The organism is Leucobacter sp. wl10 (assembly GCF_003569785.1).
Taxonomy (GTDB): domain Bacteria; phylum Actinomycetota; class Actinomycetes; order Actinomycetales; family Microbacteriaceae; genus Leucobacter.
Map to the genome: position 1 here is coordinate 36,482 of NZ_KZ984003.1, position 23,863 is coordinate 60,344.

The window sequence follows — 23,863 nt, forward strand, 5'->3', positions numbered from 1 at the left end:
AGCGCCGCGACCACCGCGCGCTGGCCGCATGATCTGGATCACCGCAGCCTGGGGCGCGTGCTTCGTGGCGATCGAGTGGGGCCTGCGGGACGCGCCCGTCCTGTGGTACGCCGCGCTGCGGGCCCTGCTCGCGGGTGCCGCGCTGGTCGCGCTGGGTGCTACTCAACGCCGCCCGGCACCGGCAGCGGCACGGGACTGGGCCTGGATCACGGTGCTGGGGCTAGTGAACGTGACCGTCGCGTTCGCTGCGATGTTCGCCGGCGTCGACACCGGTGCGACCGGCACCGCGGCGGTGTTCGCGAATGCTCAGCCCCTGCTCATCCTGGTCCCCGCGTGGTGGCTGTACGGAGAGAAGCTGTCGGCCCGCACCAGTGCCGCACTGGGCCTGGGCTTCATCGGCCTGGTTTTGGTCGCGGTCCCTGGCGGCGGGGGCAGCGGGGCCGTGCTGTCGCTGGTGTCCGCCGCGGCGGTCACCGCCGGGACGCTGCTGTCCCGGCGCCTGCGCGGAGTCGATGTCGTGGTGTTCACCGGATGGCACCTGCTCGTCGGCGGGGCCGCCCTGGCGGTGGTGGCTGCGGTGGCGGAGGGACCTGCAGTGATCGTCTGGACCCCACGGTTCGTGCTCGCCCTGCTCTTTCTCGCCCTGGTCGGCACGGCGGCCACCACGGTGGCGTGGTTCGCGGAGGCGCGCCGTTCGCGCCTTGACACACTCACCGCCTGGACGTTCCTCACCCCGGTCGTCGGGATCGGGATCGGTTTTGCGGTGCTCGGCGAACGCCCGACTGGGTGGACCGCCGCGGGTCTGGTCGTGGTCCTGGCCGCCACGTGGATCGTGTTGCGGCGCCCGGCCCCACCAGCGCCACACCGACCGACCGATCCGGCGCCGGCGGCGGACCCTCCGGTTGATCCCCATTACCGATCTGGAGGCGCGCGATGACCCGGACGACGACACACGAGCAGGGTCGACCGCCCGCACCAGCAGGCGCCACGCCCCCGCAGGAGGCGGTGATTTTCGACCTGGACGGCGTCGTCACCAACACCGCCACCGTGCACGCTGCCGCCTGGAAGCGCCTCTTCGACGAGGCGCTGGCCGACCCCCGGCTGGACGGCGGCCCGTACGCTCCCTTCGACGTCACCGAGGACTACCGGCGCTACGTCGACGGGCGCTCCCGCGAGGACGGCGTGGCCGCCTTTCTGGCCGCCCGCGGCATCGAGATCAAACCGGGCGCTGATGGCGGGGCGGCCGACGACTGGTCGGTACGCGGGCTCGCAGCACGGAAGAACCGGATCTACCTCGACCTGCTCGCCGAGCAGGGCGTGCGGGTGTTCCCCGGCACGGTGGACCTGCTGCAGCGTCTGCGGGCCGGTGGGGTGCCGGTGGGCCTGGTGACCGCCAGCCGCAACGCCGAACAGGTGCTGGCCGCGACCGGACTGAACGGGCTCTTCGACGTGGTCGTGGACGGCCGGCAGGCCGAGGAACTCGGTCTGCCGGGCAAGCCCGACCCCGCCATGTTCCTGCGGGCGGCCGAACGGCTCGGCGTCGACCCGGCCCGCGCGGCGGTGGTCGAGGACGCCGTCGCCGGGGTCCGTGGCGCCCGGGCCGGGGGGTTCGACCTGGTGGTCGGGGTGGACCGGGCCGGTGATCGTGCCGCCCTGGAGGCCGCCGGGGCCAGCATCGTCGTCACCGACGTCTCCGAACTGGACCTCGGGGCGCTGCGCGCCGACCCTTGGACCCTGGTCTATGCCGGGTTCGACCCGGCCCACGGGACCCACCGGGAGGCGCTGACCGCGCTGGGCAACGGGTACCTCGGCACCCGCGGGACGGCGCCGGAGCGGGCCGCGGACGGGGTCCACTACCCGGGCACGTATCTGGCCGGGGTGTACAACCGGCTGGTCACCACCGTGCACGGGCGGCAGGTCGAGGACGAGCACCTCGTCAACGCCCCCAACTGGCTGGTCCTGGACCTCCGCGTCGGCGACGGGCCGTGGTGGTCCGAGGGTGGTCTGACGGTCATGGACGAGCGCCGCGAGCTGGACCTGCGCCGCGGGGTGCTCACCCGCACCGCGGTGCTCACCGACCCCGCCGGACGGCGGCTGCACCTGACGCAGCGGCGTCTGGTGTCCATGGCCCGCCCCCACCTGGCCGCCCTGGAGACCACGCTGGTGGCACAGGGCTGGAGCGGCCCGGTCAGCGTCCGGTCCGGCATCGACGCCGGGGTGGTCAACGCCAACGTGGCCGAGTATCGGGCGCTGGCCAACCGTCACCTGCGCGTCCTGGGCGCCGACACGCTCGGCGACGGCTCCCTGCTGGTGGAAGTGGAGACCACGCAGAGCCGGATCCGGATCGCCACCGCAGCGCGCACCACCATCACCGGCGCGGCCGCTGCACCTCCCGTGCCCGAACTCGTCGGAGACCGGCACGCCCAGCTCTTCCAGTTCTCGCTCCGGGACCGCGTGCCGGTGACGGTCGACAAGACGGTCACGATGTTCACCTCCAAAGACCGGGCGATCGCCGCCCCCGCGCTGGCCGCAGCCGGTGAACTGGGCTGGGCGCGCGGCGGGTTCACCGACCTGCTGCCCGCCCACGAAAACGCCTGGGCGCGGCTGTGGGACCGCTTCGGCGTCACCCTGGACGCCGACACCCAGACCCAGCTGGTGCTGAACCTGCACGTCTTCCACCTGCTCCAGTCGCTCTCAGGACACACTGCCGGCGTCGACGCCGGGGTGCCCGCGCGGGGCCTGCACGGGGAGGGCTACCGCGGGCACGTGTTCTGGGACGAGTTGTTCGTCCTGCCCGTACTCACCGCCCACCAGCCGTGGGTGTCCCGGACACTGCTGGACTACCGGCACCGGCGACTCGACGCCGCCCGCCGCGCCGCCACCGCCGCCGGCCACCGTGGAGCCATGTTCCCCTGGCAGAGCGGCAGCGACGGACGGGAGGAAACCCCGGTCATGCTGTTCAACACCCGTTCCGGGCGGTGGATGCCGGACAACTCCCGCCACCAGCGCCACGTCGGGCTGGCCGTGGCCTACAACGCCTGGCAGTACTACCAAACCACCGGGGACACCGCCTGGCTCGCCCACCGCGGAGCAGACCTCATCATCGAGGTAGCCAGGTTCTTCACCTCCCTGGCCACCTACGACGGCACCGAGGACCGGTTCCACATCGCCGGCGTGATGGGGCCCGATGAATACCACGACAGCTACCCCGACGCCCCCGGGCAAGGCCTGGTCGACAACGCCTACACCAACGTGCTCACCGCCTGGCTCTGCACCCGCGCGCTCGACACCCTTCGGGTCACCCACGGCCAGGACTGCGACGAGTTGCGTGCACGGCTGGGCATCCGCGCCGACGAACTCGCCCGCTGGGAGCACCTCTCCCGGCGCCTGGCCGTGCCCTTCCACAACGGCGTGATCTCCCAGTTCGCCGGCTACGAGCACCTCGCCGAGCTGGACTGGGGCGCCTACCGCGACCGGTACGGCAACATCGGCCGCCTGGACCTGATCCTCGAAGCCGAGGGCGACACCACCAACCGGTACCGGCTCGCCAAACAAGCCGACGTGATCATGCTGCTCTACCTCCTGGGCCCCTCGGAGCTAATGGCCACGCTGGGGCGACTCGGCTACCCAGCCGACCAGAACCTGCTCGCCCGCACGGTGGACTACTACCTCGCCCGCACCGCCCACGGCTCCACCCTCAGCCGGGTCGTGCACGCCTCGGCGCTGGCCCAGATGGACACGCTGCGGTCCTGGGCCACCTTCCGGGAGGCGCTCGTCGCCGACCTCGACGACACCCAGGGCGGCACCACCGGAGAGGGCATCCACCTTGGCGCCATGGCCGCCACCGTCGACATCGTCACCCGTGCCTTCGCCGGACTGCGCACCGACGGCGACACCGTCGTCTTCGACCCCCACCTCCCGCGGGCCCTAGGCTCGGTGCGCTTCGGACTCGTGCACCGCGGCCAACACCTGCGCGTCACCCTCGACCACCACAGCCTCATCATCAATGCCGACCCGGGCACCACCAACTCCCAGCTGCTGGTTCGCCAGGGCGCGCGGACTGTGGCAATCCCCGCCGGGGGCACGGTCACCTTCCAGCCGAGGGAAAGCCACTAGCGAGACGTCAGGATGGATGGGCGCGGTGACGGGGTGTATGGCTCATCGACCACGCCATCTGACCGGGGCTTCTCGCCGGTGGTGGCGCGGACCGAATGTGTGCACCAGCGGCGTGATCCGATCGCCTATGACTGCGTGAAGCTGATCTTCGTACGGGCCGGGTCGGCGTGGTTGTTCAGCGAGTTCGGTGAACGTCCCATTCGGCTCGGGGATGCAGTACTTCTCGCGGCGAACACACTCTGTGGCGCCGAATCTGAGGACTGGATCACCACCACGACGCTGTACCTGAACCGGGACTACGTGGTGGACCAGGTGTTCTGGCAGCACGCCGCGATCCTGGCCGACCGTCTGGAGGCCAAGGACTTTCTCGCCGCCCGGTATGCCGAACCCGCTCAAGTGCTGCGGCTGGGTGAGCATCGCGTGGGGTGCCTGATGCCGTGGCTGGACGAACTCGGCCAGCTCAGTCTCGACGGGCCCGCCCCGGAGCGGTTCTACCGGATGCAGGCGCTGCTGTTCGCCGTCCTGGACGTGGTCTCTCCCTTCGTGGCGACCACGGCGGTGCGCCGGTCCCCGACTCAGCGCAAGGCCACCTGGCCCGGCACCCCGGCACTGCGGCGGCTGGCGCCCCTGCGAATCGAGGCCCGGACTGCGGCTGACTTGTTGCGCGAGCACCCGGCACGACCATGGACGCTGAGCGCGCTGGCTGACGTGGTGCATCTGTCGCCGTCCCAGCTCGGACGGGTCTTCGTCGAGGCCTACGGTCAAACCCCGATGACGTACCTGACCACGCTGCGGGCCGAACACCTGGCCCGGCTGCTGCGCGAGACCGACCTGCCGGTTGAGCAAGCGATGGCCCAGGTCGGCTGGCACAGCCGGGGCCACGCCGCTCGTCTGTTCCGCCAAGCGGTCGGGCTCACCCCTATACGGTACCGCCACCGCAGCCGGCAGGGCACTTCCGACTGACCGCGTGATTCGTGTTAGCGCATCTTCGATACGCGGATCGGCATCATCGGCCCCTCCCGGCCCACGGCCGGACTTCGGTTTGGTAGGCCGGTAAGGACTTGTCGGGTTCACCGCTGCGCCTGACGCCCACCCCGTCGTTGTCCGTCTCATCCGTGCTGGTGGTCCCGGCGTACCTGATGGTCACCGAGCCTGTTCGGCCCGGTGACCAGGGTAGCGGGAGGAGACGGCGACGATGGCCACGACACGGGAGAACGCTCAGGCGGCCCGCGAGGCGAAGCTCGACGAGCTGCACGAACGGCTGACCGGTGCGGTCGACCAGCTCGTGTCCGGGGAGGACTGGGCGCGGGCGCTCGCGTTCGCGGCACGGTTCAGGGCCAGATCGTTCTCGAACACGCTGCTGATCTGGGCGCAGCACCAAGCGGCCTTCGAGGCGGGCCGGGTACCGGAGCCGATGCCGTCGTATGTGGCCGGGTACCGGCAGTGGCAGACTCTGGGGCGGCAGGTCGAGAAAGGGCAGTCCGGGTACCAGATTCTGGCCCCGGTCACCGGCCGGTTCGCCTCCTCGAATCCAGCGGATGCGGAGTCGTGGCGGCGCCTGGGCAAGGGTGAGAGGCCCCGGCCGGGCGAGGTGGTCCGGTCGAAGATGATCACCGCCAAGCCTGCCTACGTGTGGGATGCCTCCCAGACCTCCGGGGAGCCGATCCCGGAGCCGCCGGCGCCGACGCTGTTGGAGGGTGAAGCTCCCACCGGTCTGTGGGACGGGTTGGCCGATCATGTGCGCGCGCAGGGGTTTGCGGTGCTGCGGGTGCCGCACGAGGGCATGATCCACGGCGCCAACGGGGTCACCGATTACACCGCGAAGACGGTGGCGATCCGGGAGAACATGGACCCTGCCGCGCAGGTGAAGACGCTCGCCCACGAACTGGGTCACGTCCTGCTGCACGGCCCCGACAACGACGAGGCGCGTCAGCATCGTGGCATCGGGGAGGTCGAGACGGAGTCGGTCGCGCTGATGATCGGCGCCGCCCACGGCATGGACACCTCCGGGTACACGATCCCGTACGTGTCCACGTGGGCCGCGCGGGTGGATGGCAAAGAGCCCGGCGAGATTGTCAAGGCCACCGGGGAGCGGGTCCGCAAGACGGCACTGTCGATCCTGGAACGGCTCGACACCGCACAGGTGACCGACGGCGCCCCGCCCGGCCTGGACCGCGACGCACCACAGCGCGAGGAGACCTCCCGCACTCAGCCGACCCACGAGGTCCCGGCATCGCGCCAGGTGACGCCGCTGCCCGAGCCCGAGACCCGGACGGTCACCGCGTCCGCGACAACACCGGCGAGGGCATTGTGACGGCCGCGGTAGACGCGGTCGCCAGCGTGCTCAGACACGCCGCCGACCCGCGGCCGGTCTCGGTCGTGGCACGGGAACTGGCCGCCGCCGGGGTGCCGGTGTTCCCGTGCCTGCCCGGCGGCAAGCGTCCCCTGACGACGCATGGTTTCCACGACGCCAACACCGACCTCGAACAGATCACAGCGTGGTGGCACAAGCATCCGGAAGCGAACCTCGCCGTGCCCACCGGCGCGGCGTCCGGGGTGGTGGTGGTCGATGTCGACGTGCACGGGCCCGTCGACGGCTACCGGGCGTTCGAGCGCGCCCACAGGACGGGGCTGGTGTCGGGGTGGCAGCTTCTCGTGGCGACGCCCTCGGCTGGGATGCACGCCTACTACCCGGCCACCCCAGACCGGGAACAGCGGTCGTGGCAAGCCGCGCGCGCCGGGATCGACTTCCGTGGTGACGGCGGGTACATCGTCGTCCCACCCTCGACCGTGTCCACCGCCGGTACGAGCGCCGGCTACCGGGTGCGGCGGATCAACAGCGGGGCGACGTCGGTGCTCGATGCCGACCGTCTGCGGGAGTTCCTCGATCGCCGTCCCACGTCCTCCGGCAGGTCGGGCCGGGAGGTGGAACGGTCAGCGGATGTGTCGCGCCTGGCGGCGTGGGTCGCCGGCCGCGGCGAAGGAGAACGCAACCGAGGCCTGTTCTGGGCCGCCTGCCGCCTCGCCGAGAACAACATGCCGGCGCCGGAAGCGCTGGAGGTGCTCGCGGCCGCAGCCACGGAGGCGGGACTGGGTGAGCGAGAGATCACCGCGACCGTCCGCTCCGCCTACTGCACCGTCCAACCCCGCCCCCAGACCTCCTCACAGGTCCAGGGCGGCTTGTCGCCGGCAACGGATAGTTGGTTCAGTCGGGAGGCGACCGTGCGGCCCTCCCCTCCGGTGCGGGGGCTGTCATGACCGTCCATGCCGGCACGGGGCGGAGGAGCCGGCACTGGGCGGTGGTCACCGCCGTGGCCGGGACGGTGTTCATCGCCGCCGGCGCGTTCTGGCTGTCGTTCACAGCGCTGGCCGATCTCGCCGCTCGCTCCGGCGTTGGCGGCTCGCAGGCGTGGGCGTGGCCGCTGATCGTCGACGGCATCATCGTCGTCGCCACCGTCGCCGTCGTCGCCCTGGCCGGTCAGCGGTCGGCGTGGTACCCGTGGGCGCTGCTGATCGGCGGCGCTGCCGTCTCCGTGACCGCCAACGCCCTCCACGCCGTCGTCGCCGCGGATGCCGATGTCCCCGGGGTGCTGGCCGCGGCCGTCGCCGCGGTGCCGCCGGTGGTGCTGCTGGCGATCACCCACCTGACCGTCATCCTCACCCGACCCCAACGGAACACCGACGCATCCGTGTCCCACGACGACACCGTGGCCAGTGACACGTCCGCGTCCATCAATGAAGCCGGGTGGGGCGGGGTGCCGGCGCCGGAGTTGGGAGCGGAGCAGTCAGCAGAGGCTCAAACGGTCGTCACGTTGCCGGCGCCAACGCCGGAAGCGATCGACCCGGCATCGGCGCACGAGAGCGCCGAACCGTCGGTCGACCCCCGGGCGGTCCTTACCGATCGGCGTGCCCGAGCAGCGGAGCTGCGCGGGCAGGGGTGGTCGAACAAGAAGATCGCGCGAGAACTCGGCGTGCATCCCTCCACCGTGGGCCGCTGGTTCACCGCGGCGCACCTTCCCGACAGCACCGATGTCGAGGAGGCGACCCCATGAGTTCCGAACACGACCACGATCCCCGGCGGCCCGACGCCGACGAGCGGGTACCCGAGCAGGACTCCGCGCGCACGTCGGCGGAGTCTGTCGAGAAGAGCGAGGCACCGGACGCGGTCCGGGCAACACGGGCCTCCCACCGACGCGGAGCCGAACGGCAGACACCAGCGGCGGAATCGAGGCGGGCGCGGGGTGTGGAGTGGGTGCGGCCCACGGACCTCATCGCCCGCCACGGGGCGGCCCTCGCCGGGCGGGGTATCGACTTCGAGGTAGAGCTGGCCCGCCGCACCGGCACCCCGATCGCCACTGGTGCCCGCCGGCTGGGTGAGCGGGCACGCCGGCTGCCGCCCTTGTCGGCGTTCGGCCGCGGCAGCTCGGGGCAGGTCGCTCCGTCCCGGCTCGGTGTCGGGATGAGCTGAGGAGGGCGGTGACAAGCGATGCGGATGCCAGCAGGAACGGAGCGTGGGGATGGGGTGTGCACCTGCTTGTCAGGAGGTGCCCTGACCATGACCGAGAACACCCACCCCACCACCGCCCCAGCGGCAGCTGCTGACCGCGCGGACTTCACGACCGGTGAGGGCCTGCGCGCCGTGCTGCACCGGCTCGACCACGGCGGCCGGCGCGCCTGGCAGCACGATGCGCAAGCGGCGGAGCTGATGGCGTTCACCGCGGAGAAGTACGCGTCGCTGGCGCGCAAGCATGGGCTGGACCCGTGGGAGGCCGCGTCGGCGGCGTTCGACGTGATGTACACCCGGGCCGCCCGCGAGGCGCACGATCCGTGGGCGGTGGTCACGCACGCGGTGCGGATCACCTGCATCTTCGAAGAACGCGCCCAAGGACTGCTGTGCTCGGTCCATCAAGCCCGCCGCCCCCACATCTCCGCGTTCCACGACCCCGAACGGTTCTCCGACCGCGAGACTCCGCTGACCGACTACCACCCCGCTTTCCACATCCCCGCCGCCGACGCACCGGACGCTCCCGAGACACCGGCATCGGCGCGGGCCAGCACCTCGGCGGGCTCGGCCGTCGACGACGCGATCGCGCTGTTCACGCTGCTGGACTGGCCGCCCGACACGGCGCGGGCTGCGGTCGAGCACGTGTGCGGAGCGCTCACCCGGGCCGGCACCCGACAGACCGCCTACGAGGCGTTGCGTCGCGACAAGCATGCCCGCGCCCTGCTCGACATCCCCGGCCACTCCTGGACCGCGCTGTTGAAGGCCCTGCTCGGCCACCCCCACCCGGCCTACACCGCTACTGGCCTTGGCCGGGGTGTGCTGCTGCGCCTGCTGATCGGCGAGAGCCTGCCGGTTTTGCTGCGCGACGACGACCTCGTGCTCTCGATCTCGCTCGCCGCCCCACGCCGCCGTCGGAACCACGCCGATGACACCCATGGTGGTGCGTGATGAGCGCGCCGGCGGGGTCCATCGAGCTGGAGCGCACGGTCGCCTCGATCCAGATCGGCCACCGGCACCGCACCGAGTTGGGCGACATCGACGCACTCGCCGCCTCCATCGCCCGCGACGGTCTCCTGCAACCCATCACCATCACCCCCGACGGCGTCCTCGTGTGCGGGGCTCGCCGGTTGGCCGCGATCCGGCAGCTTGGTTGGAAGACCGTCAATGTCTGGGTCCGCTCGGGTATCTCCGACCGCCTCGGCCACCTCCTCGCCGAGCAGGATGACAACGTCCTGCACAAGCCCCTGACCCAGCTCGAAGCCGCCGCCCTGTACCGGGAACTGAAGCAGGTCATGGCCGAGGACGCCGCCCGCCGGCAGACCGCGACCCGGTTCAGTGCGCAGCGGCAGCCCGGGGACGACGGTGCGGGAAACTTTCCCGCACCGTCCGACCAAGGGCGGGCCAGCGAGCAGGCTGCCGGGATGATCCCCGGCAGCGCGTCCTACAAGACGCTGGACAAGATCAGCTACCTCCAGCACATCGCCGAGGACCCCGCTCAACCCGACGAACTACGCCAGGAGGCGGCGACCGCGCTGGAGCGCATCGACGCCGGCAACCCCGTCGACCCGCTCTACCGGGAGATCCGGGAACAGGCCGACACCGCACGCGGTGACCGCGACGCGGACCTGCACCAGCTCGCCGCCGACGCGCTGGCCCGCATCAAGGCGACGACACCACAGAGACGCACCCCGCGATCCACTCCAGCAGCTGGTCAGGGTGATGGTGAGACGGTGCGGTATCCGGTGCGGGCGTTCGTGCTTACCTGGAGCGAACTGGTCGACTGGTGGACCCACTACGACCTCGACCAGCTCGCCGCTGAGCTGACCGACGAGCAGATCGACTCCTTCCTCGCCACTGCGGACGGCACTAGCCGATTCGGGGAGCAGCTGCGCGCCGCGCGCAACCGTCAGCGCGGCGATGACCCGGCGCCAGGCCGCGGCCACCTCCGCGCCCTCTGACCATGCCGATCACATGGGCGCGCGGGTGCACCTACGGGGCATGAAGACTCCTGAGCTGTCCGATGCTCGCTCCCGTCACCGCATGATCGCGGTGCTCGCCGCCCTGGTGGCCGTCCTCGTGCTGGCCGGGGTCGGCGTCTACGGCCTGCTGGCCGGACCACCCGCCAGCACCGAGCCCGGCAGCGATGAGAGCAGCGGGCCGGGGCCTGTTGTCACCGTGCCCAGCGAGCCGGTACCCACCCAGGCACCCCGCCTTCCCGTGCTACGGCCCTCAGCTGATCCGGCGACGTTCGCCGGCAATGTCGCCTCGGCGCTGTTCAGCTGGGATACCGCCAGCGGGTTCATGCCCCTGGACTACACCGCCGTGATCCTGGCCGTGGGTGACCCGTCGGGTGCGGAACAGGCCGGGCTCGCCGCTGACATCGCTACTTACCTCCCCTCCCGGGAGGCCTGGGTGGAACTGCGCCAGTACGCCACGACCCAGCACCTGACCATCGACACCATCTACGTCCCCGACGCGTGGAGTGACGCCGTGGCGCAGGCACAGCCCGGGCAGCTTGCCGAGGGCACTATCGCGTACACGATCGAGGGCACCCGGCACCGCACCGGCCTCTGGAACGACCAGGCCGTCACCTCCGAGCATCCGGTGGCGTTCACCGTGTTCATCGTCTGCGCGCCGACCTACGACACCTGCCACCTGCTGCGGCTGTCCCAGCTCGACAACCCCCTGCGCTGAACGACAAGGGGTGCCCACAGTGTTGAAGAAGCTCGGTATCGTCGCCCTGGCCCTGGTGCTGCTCGGCCCCTCGCTCGGGCTGATCGGCGTCGGTCTGGTGATGAACCCGGCCGCGTCGGCCACCTGCACCGTGACCGGCACGAACGTCACCATCGGGGACGTCCCTAACTCGTTGACCGTGACCACCGCCAACGGTGAGACCTTCACCCTGAACAGCACCCAGCTGACGCACGCGGCCACCATCATCGCGACCGGCTCCGGCATCGACGGAGTGACCAGCGACGGCCTGGTGATCGCGCTAATGGCGGCCCTGACCGAGTCCACCCTGCGGATGCTGTCCAACACCTCCGCGTATCCGGAGTCGGCGAACTACCCCAACGACGGTGACGGCTCCGACAACGACTCGCTCGGCCTGTTCCAGATGCGCCCGCAATCGGGGTGGGGCACCGTCGCCGACCTGATGGACCCCGTCTACCAGGCGCGGGCGTTCTTCGGCGGACCCGACGGGCCGAACTACCCCTCACCGCGCGGGCTGCTGGATATCCCCGGCTGGGAACAGATGGACAAGGGCGAGGCCGCCCAAGCCGTCGAAGTCTCCGCCTACCCCGACCGCTACCGCAACTACGAGCCCGTCGCCGAAACCATCTTCACCACCCTCACCACCAGCGCGAGCCCAGCAACTGGCGACGCGGCCATGCCAGCAGCGCAGACGGTCACGGCGGAGTCCTCCCGGGTGGTGTTCCCGGTACCCGAAGGCACCTGGGTGCTCACCAGCGAATACGGGCCGAGGGTCCATCCGATTTCTGGGGAGAACTCGTTTCACACCGGCACCGACTTCGCCGCCCCGGACGGCACGCCGATCCTCGCCGCCGCCGACGGCACCGTCACCATCGCGGAGTTCTCCGGCGGCTACGGCGGCCTCGTCGTCATCGAGCACCAGATCGCCGGGCAGACGGTGGCGACCGCGTATGCGCACATGTGGGAGCACGGCATCCACGTCACCGCCGGCGACCAGGTGAGCGCCGGGCAGCACATCGGCGACATCGGCTCCTCCGGCAACAGCACCGGCCCGCACCTGCACTTCGAAGTCCGGCAAGGGGGCACCGACGGAGAGCACACCGACCCCGCCGCCTGGCTCAACGCGCATGACGCCGCCGACCTGCCCGAACCCGAGACCGGCGCCCCCGCCGGCTGCGACCCCGCCACCGCGCCGCCCGGCGGTGACCCTGACCCGATCGATGGCGACCCGGACGCGCTCGTGGATGACCCCATCTCCGGCGGGCAGATCACCACCCGGATGCTGCACCTCTACACCCAGGGCATCGCGGCGTTCCCCGACACGTCCTGGGCGTGCTACTCACCCCGGCCCGGCACCCGCTCCGAGCACCCCCTCGGCCGCGCCTGTGACCTCACCTTCGGCAACGCCATCGGCCAGCACCCCACCCCCGCCCAGCTCGAAGCCGGCTGGGCCGTGACGAACTGGATGAAAGACCACGCCGAGGTCCTCGGCGTGGAATACCTGATCTGGCAAGGCCGCATCTGGTCCCTCGCCCGCGACGCCGAGGGGTGGCGTGACTACACCGGCGGCGGCATGCACGACCCCGACGACGTCACCGGCGGCCACTACGACCACCTCCACATCACCGTCCGGACATAATCTCGGAAGTTACATCTACTGTACGATTCGTACATTAGATGTACGGCGGATTCACACCCGGCCACGGGGGCGCGTGCTCCTGGAACGTAGCACCGGCAACCCCCTCTGACCAGTTATTTCGCAACAGATCTTACATTTGACGCATGATTCGTACATCTAATGTAAGGTGGTCGTATGGTGTTCGTGGACGGCCAGGGGCCTGGTTCCGGGGCTTCAGCGTCGGCTGGCAAGGTGACGCTGCTGCGCCCGTCGGAGCAGTTCTTCGATGAGATGCTGACCGGCTGGACGGCCCAGCAGACCTCCCGGATGCTGACGACGCAGACGATCAAGACGAGGGCCTCGCAGGTGCGGCGGTTCGGTGATTTCTGCGGCTCGCCACCGTGGGAGTGGTCCCCGGCCGATGTCGAGGAGTGGACGACCTCGTTGGTCTCGGGCGCGCGGCCGTTGTCGACCTCTACGGTGCGGGCGTACCAGAACTCGGTGGCGCTGTTCTGCGACTATCTGACCGACCACCGGTACGGGTGGGCGGATCGGTGCATGGAGCTGTTCGGCACGCACCCGGTGCAGGTCTGCCACGAGTGGAACACCGTCATCCACACCAGCGATCACGAGGCGCGGCCGGCGGTGCGACCGCTGAGCAGGTTGGAGTTGCAGGCGTTCTTCGACTACGCCGACGATCTGGTGGACCGGGCACGTTCGTCGGGCCGCAAGGGCTGGCAGACGCTGTTCCGCGATGCGACGCTGTTCAAGATCATCTACGCTTTCGGCCTGCGCCGCCGTGAGGCGGCGATGCTCGACCTGCACGACTTCACCCGCAACCCGAAAGGCCCGGAGTTCGGCCGGTTCGGGGTCTGCAACGTCCGCTGGGGCAAGGCGATGCGCGGCTCCCAACCGGGGGGTGTCAGATGGTCTGTGTAGGAGGTTCCTCGATGATGAGGAGTAAGAAGCATGACTATGACGGAACACGACGACGAGGTGGGCACGTTCGGGCCGGGTTCTGAGCAGCCGAAGACGGCTCGGGAGACTGTCAATGAGATGGTCGATGCGGGCCTGTTCGACGATGTGATGAGCCGGATCGACGCGGGGAATCTGCAGCTGACCGGTGAGGGCGGGTTCTTGCCCGAGATGGTCAAAGCTGTCCTCGAGCGGGGTCTGCAGGCGGAGCTGTCCGAGCATCTCGGCTATGAGAAGGGCGACCCTGCCGGTCGGGGTTCGCCGAACTCACGCAACGGCACGACCCCGAAGACGCTCGCCTCTGAGGTCGGCGATCTCCGCCTCGACGGGCCCCGGGATCGGGCCGGGAGTTTCGAGCCGCGGCTGGTGCCCAAAGGCGCCCGCCGGGTCGGCGGGTTGGACGAGATGATCATCTCGCTCTATGCCGGCGGGATGACGATCCGCGACATTCAGCACCACCTGGCCAGAACCATCGGCACCGATTTGAGCCATGAGACGATCTCGAAGATCACCGACGCGGTCGCTGAGGAGGTCAAGGGCTGGCAGGCTCGGCCGTTGGAGGAGATCTACCCGATCGTCTATCTCGACGCCCTGGTGGTGAAGGTCCGCGACGGACACCAGGTCAAGAATCGCGCCGCGCACATCGCGATCGGCGTCGATCTCGATGGGATCAAACACGTCCTCGGGATCTGGGTGCAGGCCACAGAGGGCGCGAAGTTCTGGGCCGGGGTCTGCGCGGAGCTGAAGAACCGCGGCGTCCAGGACGTGCTGATCGTCTGCTGCGACGGGCTCACCGGGTTCCCGGAGGCGATCGAGGCGACGTGGCCGCAAACCACCGTGCAAACCTGCGTGGTGCATCTGATCCGCGCCGCGATGCGGTTCGTGTCCTACACCGACCGGAAACGCGTCGCCGTGGCGCTGCGACCGATCTACACCGCCCCGACCGCCGACACCGCCGAGAACGCGCTGCTCTCCTTCGCCGACTCAGACCTCGGGAAGCGATACCCGGCCGCGGTGGCGACTTGGGAGAACGCATGGGAACGGTTCATCCCGTTCCTGGCGTTCCCGCCCGAGGTCCGCAAGATCATCTACACCACCAACGCGATCGAGTCGCTGAACTACCAGCTGCGCAAGATCATCAAGAACCGCGGCCACTTCCCGAACGACGACGCCGTGATCAAGCTGCTCTGGCTCGCGATCCGTGACATCGAAGACAAACGAGCCCGAGAACGCGTGAAGGAAGCCGGACTACCGAAGGGCACGAGCCGCAAAGCCCCCGGCAAACTCGTCGAAGGCGCCACCGTCCAAGGCTGGAAAGCCGCCCTCGGAGCCCTCGCCATCACCTACCCTGACCGGCTCGCGCAACACATCAACTAGGGAACCGGAACCCACTTACACAGAAAACTTGACAGGCTCCCCAACCGCGGCGCCGGGCAGTGCTGGCGGTGTTCGACTGGACCCGACCGGTGATCGAGGAGTATGTCACCGAGGTCCGGCCCCGCTTCGACACCGCCGACGAGTCCGTCCTGTGGCCGACCGAGCGGCAGAGCCGCATCCGCCTGGACCATATCGACGACCGGTTCGCCGACTGGCGCGACGACCTCGGCCTGGACCCGGTGCTACACCCGCACTGCCTGCGGCACTCGTATGTGACCCATCTGATCGAGGATGGCTTCGATCCGCTGTTCGTCCAGCAGCAGGTCGGCCACCGCTGGGGCTCGACCACCGCCCTCTACACCGGGGTCTCCGGCGACTACCGCAACCGCACCCTGCGCCGCGCCCTCGACGCCGCGTTCGCGCCGCCACCTGCTATCGAGGAAGGCTCAAGCCGATGACCAAGACCGTCGCCTACCACTGGCACCTGCGCAAGGTGATGAACGAGCACGGCATGCACTCCACCACCAGCCTGGTGCCGCTGCTGGCCGACCGGGGAGTGGTGATGACCTCCACGCAGGTCTACCGGATCGTCACCGGCACCCCGGAGCGATTGAACATGCAACTCCTCGCGGCCCTGTGTGACATCTTCGGCGCCACCCCCAACGACCTCATCGAGCCCTACGTCGCTTCGAGTTCCCGGCGGGGACGCAAGACCGGCACCACCGGGACGCCCAAGGCGCCGAAGTCCGGCAGCAGGAACCGCCCGACCCGCGCGGTGATCAAGCCGGCCCAGGACTGACCGACTGGTGGCCAGCGCGATCGTCCGCGGCGTCTGCTTCCGCTGCGGACGGGAGAAGAACCTGCGCTGGAACCACAGCCTGGACCGGGGCGAGTGCCGAGCCTGCCGCGCCACCCGCGCACCGCAGGAGACCTGCACCGGCTGCGGACGACAGCGCAGGATCAATGCCCGCACGCCAGACGGCGGGGCTCTCTGCGTGACCTGCTACGCCCGCGTCCGCACCGGCGACGACGTCTGCGAGGAGTGCGGAGCCATCGGTCCGCTCGCCACGAGAGGCGGCGGCAAGAGCGAAGCGTCACGGAATCTCTGCACCCGCTGCTACCGGAACCCGCGACGGCCCTGCGGCATCTGCGGCCGGCTCAAACGCATCGCGCTCAAGGCCACCGCGACCAGCCCGGATGTCTGCCCGACCTGCTACCAGGCCCCGGTCATCGACTGCTCCATCTGCGGCCAGCAAGCCCTCGGCCGCCTGAGGACGAACAACGGCCGGCCACGATGCTTCGCCTGCCAAGCCACCGCGCAGATCGAGGCCGCGCTGACCGGACCCGACGGCACGATCCGGCCCGAGCTCCTGCCCGTGCGCGACGCTCTCACCGCCACCAGCCGCCCGCGATCGCTGTTGAGCAACTGGCACAACCTCGCCAGCCTGCACCTGCTGGCCGAGATCGCCCAAGGCCAGCTCGGCCTGACCCACGACGCCCTCGATGCCCGGCCGCAGACGTTCTCGGTGACCTACCTGCGCGCCATGCTCGTCGCGACCGATGCGCTGCCTCCGCGGGACGAGCACGCTGCCCGCCTGCACCGCTACGCCATCCGCGCTGTCGCCGGCGTGGACAATCCCGAGCTGCGCGGCGTGCTCACCCGGTACGCCCGCTGGCACGTCGTCGGCCGCGCCAAGACCAACCGTCACGGCCATATCTCCGCAGCCACCGCCGCCCGGTGCCGCCGCGACGTCCAGACCGCCAAAGCGTTCTTCGACCACCTCACCGCCCGCAACCACGACCTGGACGACTGCCCCCAGGCCTGCCTCGACGGCTGGATCATCGTCGACCGCAGCCGACGGCTGGGCTTCATCCGGTGGCTCAAACGCGGCGGATACCTGGCGCGCACCCGACTGCCCAAACCCATCCCCGGCAAGGACCCGCGACACGACATCGACCCCGGCCAGCAACTCGACCTGGCCCGCCAGCTTCTGCACGACGGCGACAGTGCGAGCATCGAGGACCGCGCCGCGGCCTGCCTGGTCCTGCTCTACGCCCAACCCATTGCCAAGATCGTCACCCTCACCACTGCGGACATCCGCGCCGTCGACAGCGACACCTATCTGGCCCTGGGCCGCGAACCCCTGCTGCTCATTCCGCCCCTGGACGCGCTGATCACCGCGCTGCCCGTCGCCAAGCCGTTCGGCACCGCAAGCGCCCTGGCCGACCGCAGGTGGCTGTTCACCGGCAAGAACGCCGGCACCCACCTCCAGCCGCCCTCGCTCATGGCCCGGATGAGCCGGCTCGGGATCACCATCCGAGCCAGCCGCAACACCGCCCTGCTGCACCTCGCGTCGACCACCCCGCCAGCCGTTTTCGCCAACCTCATCGGTGTCGACATCGGCACCGCCACCCGATGGGCCGGGATCGCCGGCGCCGCCTGGAACAGCTACGCGACCGCTCCGAGGTGACAGGATTGATCCCACAGGCGAATGGGTTCCGGGATCGTTAAAGGTAGGCGCAGACCGCGCCAGCCTGACACGTCTCGGGCTGAACGTGCTCAGCCGCCGTCCGTAGCTGACCGATGGTCTCACGCAGCCGGCCGAGTTCGGCAATCTGCTCATCGACTTCGGCCAGGCGTATATCCAGCAGTTCCCGAACGTGGTCACACGGGGCCGTCCCGCTGTCGCGGATCTGGAGGATCTGTCTGATTTGCGCAAGAGTCAGTCCTGCTGCCTGGCCGCGATGGATGAAGTCGAGCCGGGCCAGAATCTCCGGGCCATAATGGCGGTAGCCCGATGCGGTTCGCGCGGCAGGTAGTAGAAGTCCCTGGTCTTCGTAGAACCGCAGCGTCTTGGCGGTCGTCCCCGCCACTTGGGCCAGCTCCCCGATACGCATGACGTCCTCCTCCGCCCTCGCTTGACCTTCCAGTGTAGTGGAAGGTTGAGAATGATGGTCGGAGCGAGAACCGACGTCTGGGAGGAACACATCATGGGCTCGAAGGTCGATCTGGCGATTATCGGATCAGGCGGCGGGGCCTTCGCCGCAGCGATCCGGGCCACCGGGCTAGGCAAGTCGGTGGTGATGATCGAGCGGTCAACATTCGGGGGCACCTGCGTGAATACCGGTTGCATTCCCTCCAAGAGCCTGCTCGCAGCCGCAGAAGCGCGGCATACAGCTTCCGATGCCGCGCGGTTTCCGGGGATCGCGGCGGCGGCCGGCCCCGTGGACATGCCGGGCCTGGTCGGTGCCACTCAGTCACTGGTGGAGTCATTGCGCGGTGAGAAGTACGAGGACGTGGCCGACGCTTATGGGTGGCGGGTCCTGCACGCCGACGCGTCGTTCGCCGGGACCCCGGACGGCCCGTTGCTGCACACCGTCACCGGTGACGGCAAGGCTGAGGCGATCAGGGCCGATCACTACCTGATCGCGACGGGATCAGCCCCCTGGGCGGCACCAATCCCCGGCCTGGCCACCGTGGACTATCTGACCTCGACCACCGCGATGGAACTCACCGAGGTCCCCGACTCTCTGCTCGTGCTCGGGGGCGGCTACGTGGCGATGGAACAAGCACAGTTGTTCGCCCGACTCGGCGCCCGGGTGACCATGGTGGTCCGCTCCCGGCTGGCATCAAGAGAGGAACCCGAAGCCTCCCGTGCCCTAGAGGACGTGTTCGCCGACGAAGGCATCCACGTTGTTCGACCCGCCGAGGTCACCTCCGTGCTCCACGACCCGGCCAGCAGCCAGGTTGTCGCGACGGCGAACGTCTCCGGCATCGAGCAGGAGTTCCGAGCCGACCGTGTGCTGGTGGCCACCGGCCGTCGCCCGGTCACCGAGGGACTCAACCTCGACGCCGTCGGGGTCAACACCGGCCAGGCCGGAGAAGTCGTGGTCAGCGACCAGCTCCAGTCGACGAACCGGCGGGTCTGGGCTGCCGGGGACGTGACCGGGCACCACGAGTTCGTCTATGTCGCTGCGCAACACGGGGCGATGATCGTCGACAATGCGTTCACCAGCACCGACCGCACTGTCGACTACGCCCGCCTGCCACGAGTGACGTTCACTAGTCCCGCTCTAGCCGCGGTGGGCATGACCGAAGCAGACGTCCTCGCTTCGGGGATCCGCTGCGACTGCCGGGTCCTGCCCCTGAAATACGTGCCCCGCGCGCTGGTCAACCGGGACACCCGCGGCTTGATCAAGATCGTCGTCGACGCCGACACCGGTCACATCCTCGGACTCACTGCGGTCGCCAAGGACGCCGGTGAACTCGCCGCGGCCGGTGTCTACATCCTCGAAGGCGGGATGACACTCGAACAGGTCTCCCGAAGCTGGGCCCCGTATCTGACGATGGCCGAAGGCATCAGGATCGCTGCCCAATCATTCACCACCGACGTCTCCAAACTCTCCTGCTGCGCGGTATGACGCCTTCACCGGCGGACCCGATGTGGTGAACAAGCGGCGCACCACCAGTCCCGTACCGTGCTGACCTTTCTGGAGACGGGCGAAGCCGCAATCGTGGTGATCGCCTGCTGACGCCCGGGCCAACCCTCTTTGCTGCTGGAGTGCTGACCGGTTTCGTTGGCGTTATGCGGCATCCGTCAGTCTTCACCGCCGGGCTCACCGCTGTCCTTGGTCGCCGTGATCACCACGCTAAGTCCCCCGCCCAGGACACCAGCGTTCTACCGACGAATAACTGCCTTGTCCCTCCTGCTGCTGCCGACCGTCCCGGTGATCGCGGGCGGCCCGACGTACCTGAGTGACATGCAGCTGCCACTTATTAACTCCGTATTCGGGCACTTCCATCATCCGACCCTGCCGGTGGGGAGCTGAACGGCATGGACGTCTTCCCCAACTTCGACGGAATCGGCGGGATCGGCGACCTGCGTGCGGTGATCGGAGCGCTGCTGACGTTCGTGCTCATCACCGCCGTCCTGATGCTCATCGTCTCCGCCATCATCTGGGCCGTCGCTGCCGCGAACGGCAACTACAGCGCAGCCGGCAAGGGCCGCACCGGTGTCCTGGTCGCCCTCGGCACCGCGGTCCTGGCCGGTGCCGGCGTGGCGTGGATGAACTGGCTCATCGAACTCGGCCAGCAACTCTGATCCCTGCACACGCTCGAAACGGCCGCCGCGGACCGCCCTGGGGATTGTCGCGCACCTGATCTGCGAACCCATCCGTGTTCCCCGCCCGGAAAGGGCGGGTTCGCTCGTCAGGAGACTCACCGTGTTCGATCTCATCACCGCTCTGCCGGCGCTTCTGCCGATGGATGTCGACATCACCCCCAACGATGACGGCCTGCCCGGCATCGCCCAACTGCGCACCATCGTCGGCGCGGTGATGACCATCGGCCTGATCCTGTCCGTCCTCGCGCTGATCATCTCCGCCATCGTGTGGGGATTCGGCGCCAACTCCTCCAACCCGCACTTGGCCGGCCGCGGGAAGGTCGGCGTCCTCGTCAGCTGCGGGGCCGCGGTGATCTGCGGCGCCAGCGTGACGTTGATCAACTTCTTCTGGGACGTCGGCCAGCAGGTCTGACCACCCGCTGACCGACCCCTTGAAGGAGTGATTGCGGTGGGTGTGTGCGATATCCCCGTCATCTCGACCGTGTGCGACACCGCCGGCGAAGCCGCCGCGAGCTTGGTGGCGGCTCCGTTCGACTGGCTCGCCCAAGCCATGGGTGCCGCCGCCGGGTGGCTGTTCGAGGCCGTGTGGTCCGTGTTCGACACCACCACCCTCGTCGATGTCACCCGGCCGGAGTACGTGGCGGTCTACAACCTGCTGTTCGGCATCGCCGTGTTCGTGATGCTGATCTTCTTCTGCCTCCAGCTGCTCACCGGCCTGGTCCGCCGTGACCCGACCGCCTTGTCCCGTGCCGCGCTCGCGTTGGCGAAGTCTGTGCTCGGCTCGTTCGTGGTGATCACGCTGACGGCGCTGTTGCTGGAGATCGTCGACCAGCTCTGTGTCGGGATCATCCAGGCCGCCGGAGAAACCACCGAGTCCATGGGCGACAAGATCACCCTCCTCGCCGCCGGCCTGGTCGGGATCAACATCGCCGCGCCCGGGGTGGGGGCGATCATCACTATCTTCCTCGCCGGCCTGGCGATCGCCGCGGCCGCGATCGTGTGGCTTTCGCTGCTCGTGCGCAAGGCACTGTTGCTGGTGGCGATCGTGTTCGCACCTCTGGCGTTCTCCGGCGCCTCCTGGGACGCCAGCAGGGGGTGGATCGGCAAGTGGGCGATGTTCGTCATCGCGCTGATCTGTTCCAAGCTCGTCCTGGTCGTGATGTTCCTCGTCGCCATCACCCAGGTGTCGGCACCGATCGACGCGGACCTGTCCTCGATCAGCGACCCCCTCGCCGGGATCGTGCTGATGGCGATGGCCGCGTTCGCCCCCTACCTGACTTACAAGTTCATCAGCTTCATTGGCTTCGACATGTACCACGCGATCGGCTCCGAACAAGACGCCAAACAGGCCCTCAACCGGCCCGTCCCCACCCCGACGAAACCGGCCGGTGACGGCCCGAAGAAGGTCCTCGACGGCGCCAACAACAGCGGTAACGAAAGCGGCGGCGGCAGCAGGGGGAACGCTGGGGGCGGTGGGAAGGCGCCGCCCCGGGCCAAGACCTCCACACCGCAGGCATCCGGAAGCGCGACGGGTGCCGCTGGTGGCGCCAGCTCCGCCGGTGGGTCCGCTGGAGCCGGCGCAGGAGCAGGCGGCGGTGCCAGTGCGGGCGCTGGCGCCGGTGCGGGTGCTGCGGCGGCGGGACCGGCCGCGGCAGCGGTGATCGCGGCGAAGGTCGCCAAGGACGCCGCAACCGCCGGCCCCAAGGCCGGCACGGCCCTCGCCAACCAGGCTGAGACGGCCGCCGACAGCGCCGGGCAGACCGGCGCGACGCCCCCTCCGGCGGCGTCCCCGACGTCGTCCCCACCGGCCACGAAGGCTCCGCCTCCGGTCGAGCCGAAGACACCATCGGCGGGTCCGGGCTCGGCACAACCGGAGCCGCGTGCGCAGAAGCCGGCCCCGCCGCCGGCGCCGAAGTCGACCGGGAAGGACTGAAGGGGCCATGACCTCGAAGCAGAAGGAGTCCACCACGCAGCTGGTGCCGGTCAAGTTCTCCCGCCTCACCCGCCGCGGCATCCTCCTCGGCCTGTCCCTATCCCAGCTCATCACCCTCGCCACCGGCGTCCTCGCCGTCGTCGGCGCCTTGTATGCCGGCGGAGGCATCCTGCTGGCCTACACCGCACCCGTCTGGGTGCTCGCCGCCGCCCTGACCTGGGTACCCGTCGCTGGGCGTCCGGCCGTGGAGTGGCTGCCGGTGGCGTGCTGGTGGCTGTGGCGCTCCACCGCGGGCCAGCTGCTGTACCGGCGCCGGATCGTGGCACCGCGGCCGGTCGGCACGCTCGCGCTGCCCGGGGACATGGCCCGGCTGCGGGAGTACACCGACCCCGACACCGGCGCCGGGATGATCCACGACCCCCACGCTGCGACCCTCACCGTGGTCTGCGAGGTGACCCATCCGGCGTTCGTGCTCCTGGACCCGGGTGAGCAGGAACGCCGCGTCACCTCCTGGGGGCGCGTGCTGGCCACGGTGTGCCGCTCCGGGCGGATCGCCACCCTGCAAGTGCTGGAACGGACGCTGCCGGACTCCGGCACCGGACTGGCCGAATGGTGGGCCTCCCACGGCACCGCCGACGACACCTGGGCCGCGACCACCTACGCCGAACTGATCGAGCGTGCCGGGCCGGCCGGGGAACGGCACGCCACCACCTTGTCCCTGTCGCTGGATATGAAGACCGCCGCCCGCCAGATCAGGAACGCCGGTGGCGGCATCCGCGGGGCCGCCGCCGTCCTGCGCCAGGAGATGTCCACCCTGGTCGCAGCCCTACGCTCCGCCGACCTGAAACCCTCCGGGTGGCTGAGCCCGGGACAGATCGCGGTGATCCTGCGCAGCGCGTACGACCCGGCCATCGCCGCCACCCTGGAGCGCCACGGCGAACTCGGCCAGCACCTCGCCACCGCCGGTCCCGTGGCCGTCAACGAGTCCTGGGCCCGGTTGCGCACCGACTCCGCCCACCACGCGGTGCTGTGGGTCAGCGAGTGGCCGCGCTCGATGGTCTACCCCGGCTTCCTGTCCCCGGTGCTGCTGTCCACCGGCATCCAACGCTCGTTCTCGCTGCTGTGCACCCCAATGCGCTCCGACCAAGCCGCCCGCGACATCCGCAAGAAGAAGGTCGAGCACATCTCCGACCAAGCCCAGCGGGCGAAGATCGGGCAGATCGAAGACGCCACCCAGACCGCCGAGTACCACGACGTGCTCCAGCAGGAAGCCGACCTGACCGCCGGCCACGGAGTGCTGCGGTTCACCGGCCTCATCAGCGTCTCCGCACCCACCGTCGAAGAGCTGGAGGCCGGGGTGGCCGCGATCGAGCAGGCCGCGATCCAAGCCTCCTGTGAAACCCGGCTGCTCGTGGGACAGCAGGCCGCTGCGTTCACCGCCGCGGCGCTGCCGCTGTGCCGCCGCATCTGACGCCCCGCGTACACCCCGACCCTCGCGCCGTGGG

Annotated in this window: 22 protein-coding genes; 21 read left to right on the forward strand and 1 reads right to left on the reverse strand. The window is 69.7% G+C overall.

The window, feature by feature from the left end; genetic code table 11:
* Positions 1–28 precede the first annotated feature (28 nt).
* The 16 genes from D1J51_RS13775 to D1J51_RS13850 all read left to right on the forward strand — a co-directional run bounded on the left by D1J51_RS13775 (position 29) and on the right by D1J51_RS13850 (position 17,773).
* Entirely contained in the window at positions 29–937 is a 909-nt protein-coding gene (locus D1J51_RS13775) for a DMT family transporter (RefSeq protein ID WP_094452576.1), read from the forward strand.
* On the forward strand, positions 934–4,116 hold the full coding sequence (locus D1J51_RS13780; RefSeq protein WP_119076105.1) for a beta-phosphoglucomutase family hydrolase: 3,183 nt from the start codon (positions 934–936) through the stop codon (positions 4,114–4,116). Before D1J51_RS13775 ends, D1J51_RS13780 begins: the two co-directional genes overlap by 4 nt.
* Positions 4,117–4,251: 135 nt before the next feature.
* A complete protein-coding gene (locus tag D1J51_RS13785; RefSeq protein WP_240423282.1) occupies positions 4,252–5,079 on the forward strand; it encodes a helix-turn-helix domain-containing protein in 828 nt (275 codons plus the stop codon).
* A gap of 232 nt (positions 5,080–5,311) precedes the next feature.
* Positions 5,312–6,430 (forward strand): ArdC-like ssDNA-binding domain-containing protein, encoded by a 1,119-nt coding sequence (locus tag D1J51_RS13790; RefSeq protein WP_119076109.1) that lies wholly within the window; start codon positions 5,312–5,314, stop codon positions 6,428–6,430.
* Positions 6,427–7,374, forward strand: coding sequence for a bifunctional DNA primase/polymerase (locus D1J51_RS13795; protein WP_119076111.1), 948 nt, complete (start codon positions 6,427–6,429; stop codon positions 7,372–7,374). Before D1J51_RS13790 ends, D1J51_RS13795 begins: the two co-directional genes overlap by 4 nt.
* Positions 7,371–8,168, forward strand: a complete 798-nt coding sequence (locus tag D1J51_RS13800; protein ID WP_205547911.1) for a DUF2637 domain-containing protein — start codon at positions 7,371–7,373, stop codon at positions 8,166–8,168. Before D1J51_RS13795 ends, D1J51_RS13800 begins: the two co-directional genes overlap by 4 nt.
* Complete coding sequence (locus tag D1J51_RS13805; RefSeq protein WP_119076115.1) at positions 8,165–8,584, forward strand: hypothetical protein; 420 nt, start codon at positions 8,165–8,167, stop codon at positions 8,582–8,584. Before D1J51_RS13800 ends, D1J51_RS13805 begins: the two co-directional genes overlap by 4 nt.
* A gap of 87 nt (positions 8,585–8,671) precedes the next feature.
* A complete protein-coding gene (locus tag D1J51_RS13810) occupies positions 8,672–9,568 on the forward strand; it encodes a hypothetical protein (protein ID WP_119076117.1) in 897 nt (298 codons plus the stop codon).
* Positions 9,568–10,578, forward strand: a complete 1,011-nt coding sequence (locus D1J51_RS13815; RefSeq protein ID WP_119076120.1) for a ParB N-terminal domain-containing protein — start codon at positions 9,568–9,570, stop codon at positions 10,576–10,578. The genes D1J51_RS13810 and D1J51_RS13815 overlap by 1 nt, the downstream gene beginning before the upstream one ends.
* A 40-nt stretch (positions 10,579–10,618) precedes the next feature.
* On the forward strand, positions 10,619–11,314 hold the full coding sequence (locus D1J51_RS13820) for a hypothetical protein (protein WP_119076147.1): 696 nt from the start codon (positions 10,619–10,621) through the stop codon (positions 11,312–11,314).
* 19 nt (positions 11,315–11,333) lie between these two features.
* Positions 11,334–12,971, forward strand: coding sequence for a M23 family metallopeptidase (locus D1J51_RS13825; protein ID WP_119076122.1), 1,638 nt, complete (start codon positions 11,334–11,336; stop codon positions 12,969–12,971).
* A gap of 174 nt (positions 12,972–13,145) precedes the next feature.
* Positions 13,146–13,889 (forward strand): site-specific integrase, encoded by a 744-nt coding sequence (locus D1J51_RS13830; protein WP_240423284.1) that lies wholly within the window; start codon positions 13,146–13,148, stop codon positions 13,887–13,889.
* Between the two features lie 117 nt (positions 13,890–14,006).
* The gene (locus D1J51_RS13835; RefSeq protein WP_240423290.1) at positions 14,007–15,302 is read left to right on the forward strand and encodes an IS256 family transposase; all 1,296 of its coding nucleotides are present in this window, start codon (positions 14,007–14,009) and stop codon (positions 15,300–15,302) included.
* 59 nt (positions 15,303–15,361) lie between these two features.
* Positions 15,362–15,760: a tyrosine-type recombinase/integrase gene (locus D1J51_RS13840; protein ID WP_240423286.1), complete on the forward strand. Its 399-nt coding sequence runs from the start codon at positions 15,362–15,364 to the stop codon at positions 15,758–15,760.
* Positions 15,757–16,101, forward strand: a complete 345-nt coding sequence (locus D1J51_RS13845) for a helix-turn-helix domain-containing protein (protein ID WP_119076126.1) — start codon at positions 15,757–15,759, stop codon at positions 16,099–16,101. The genes D1J51_RS13840 and D1J51_RS13845 overlap by 4 nt, the downstream gene beginning before the upstream one ends.
* Before the next feature lie 7 nt (positions 16,102–16,108).
* Entirely contained in the window at positions 16,109–17,773 is a 1,665-nt protein-coding gene (locus D1J51_RS13850) for a hypothetical protein (protein ID WP_119076128.1), read from the forward strand.
* A 37-nt stretch (positions 17,774–17,810) separates the two neighbouring features.
* Here the strand turns inward: D1J51_RS13850 and D1J51_RS13855 are convergent, their stop codons facing one another.
* Positions 17,811–18,200, reverse strand: coding sequence for a heavy metal-responsive transcriptional regulator (locus tag D1J51_RS13855; RefSeq protein WP_119076130.1), 390 nt, complete (start codon positions 18,198–18,200; stop codon positions 17,811–17,813).
* Positions 18,201–18,293: 93 nt separating this feature from the next.
* On the opposite strand from D1J51_RS13855, the gene merA reads away from it, so the two are divergent.
* The 5 genes from merA (at position 18,294) to D1J51_RS13880 (ending at position 23,829) form a co-directional block, all read left to right on the forward strand.
* Positions 18,294–19,724, forward strand: a complete 1,431-nt coding sequence (gene merA / locus D1J51_RS13860) for a mercury(II) reductase (RefSeq protein ID WP_119076149.1) — start codon at positions 18,294–18,296, stop codon at positions 19,722–19,724.
* Positions 19,725–20,137: 413 nt separating this feature from the next.
* Positions 20,138–20,404 carry a DUF6112 family protein gene (locus tag D1J51_RS13865; RefSeq protein WP_119076133.1) on the forward strand — a complete coding sequence of 89 codons (267 nt, stop codon included), beginning with the start codon at positions 20,138–20,140 and terminating at the stop codon, positions 20,402–20,404.
* Positions 20,405–20,525: 121 nt separating this feature from the next.
* Complete coding sequence (locus D1J51_RS13870) at positions 20,526–20,837, forward strand: DUF6112 family protein (protein ID WP_019158359.1); 312 nt, start codon at positions 20,526–20,528, stop codon at positions 20,835–20,837.
* A 36-nt stretch (positions 20,838–20,873) separates the two neighbouring features.
* On the forward strand, positions 20,874–22,358 hold the full coding sequence (locus D1J51_RS13875; protein ID WP_119076135.1) for a TrbL/VirB6 family protein: 1,485 nt from the start codon (positions 20,874–20,876) through the stop codon (positions 22,356–22,358).
* A 7-nt stretch (positions 22,359–22,365) separates the two neighbouring features.
* Positions 22,366–23,829 (forward strand): SCO6880 family protein, encoded by a 1,464-nt coding sequence (locus D1J51_RS13880; protein ID WP_119076137.1) that lies wholly within the window; start codon positions 22,366–22,368, stop codon positions 23,827–23,829.
* Positions 23,830–23,863: the final 34 nt, after the last annotated feature.

Bases quoted from the DNA above. Each gene is read 5' to 3' on its own strand.
- D1J51_RS13775 (WP_094452576.1), top strand. From the start codon at position 29: ATGATCTGGATCACCGCAGCCTGGGGCGCGTGCTTCGTGGCGATCGAG.
- D1J51_RS13780 (WP_119076105.1), top strand. From the start codon at position 934: ATGACCCGGACGACGACACACGAGCAGGGTCGACCGCCCGCACCAGCA.
- D1J51_RS13790 (WP_119076109.1), top strand. From the start codon at position 5,312: ATGGCCACGACACGGGAGAACGCTCAGGCGGCCCGCGAGGCGAAGCTC.
- D1J51_RS13800 (WP_205547911.1), top strand. From the start codon at position 7,371: ATGACCGTCCATGCCGGCACGGGGCGGAGGAGCCGGCACTGGGCGGTG.
- D1J51_RS13805 (WP_119076115.1), top strand. From the start codon at position 8,165: ATGAGTTCCGAACACGACCACGATCCCCGGCGGCCCGACGCCGACGAG.
- D1J51_RS13810 (WP_119076117.1), top strand. From the start codon at position 8,672: ATGACCGAGAACACCCACCCCACCACCGCCCCAGCGGCAGCTGCTGAC.
- D1J51_RS13815 (WP_119076120.1), top strand. From the start codon at position 9,568: ATGAGCGCGCCGGCGGGGTCCATCGAGCTGGAGCGCACGGTCGCCTCG.
- D1J51_RS13820 (WP_119076147.1), top strand. From the start codon at position 10,619: ATGAAGACTCCTGAGCTGTCCGATGCTCGCTCCCGTCACCGCATGATC.
- D1J51_RS13830 (WP_240423284.1), top strand. From the start codon at position 13,146: ATGGTGTTCGTGGACGGCCAGGGGCCTGGTTCCGGGGCTTCAGCGTCG.
- D1J51_RS13835 (WP_240423290.1), top strand. From the start codon at position 14,007: ATGGTCGATGCGGGCCTGTTCGACGATGTGATGAGCCGGATCGACGCG.
- D1J51_RS13845 (WP_119076126.1), top strand. From the start codon at position 15,757: ATGACCAAGACCGTCGCCTACCACTGGCACCTGCGCAAGGTGATGAAC.
- D1J51_RS13855 (WP_119076130.1), bottom strand. From the start codon at position 18,200: ATGCGTATCGGGGAGCTGGCCCAAGTGGCGGGGACGACCGCCAAGACG.
- merA (WP_119076149.1), top strand. From the start codon at position 18,294: ATGGGCTCGAAGGTCGATCTGGCGATTATCGGATCAGGCGGCGGGGCC.
- D1J51_RS13865 (WP_119076133.1), top strand. From the start codon at position 20,138: ATGGACGTCTTCCCCAACTTCGACGGAATCGGCGGGATCGGCGACCTG.
- D1J51_RS13880 (WP_119076137.1), top strand. From the start codon at position 22,366: ATGACCTCGAAGCAGAAGGAGTCCACCACGCAGCTGGTGCCGGTCAAG.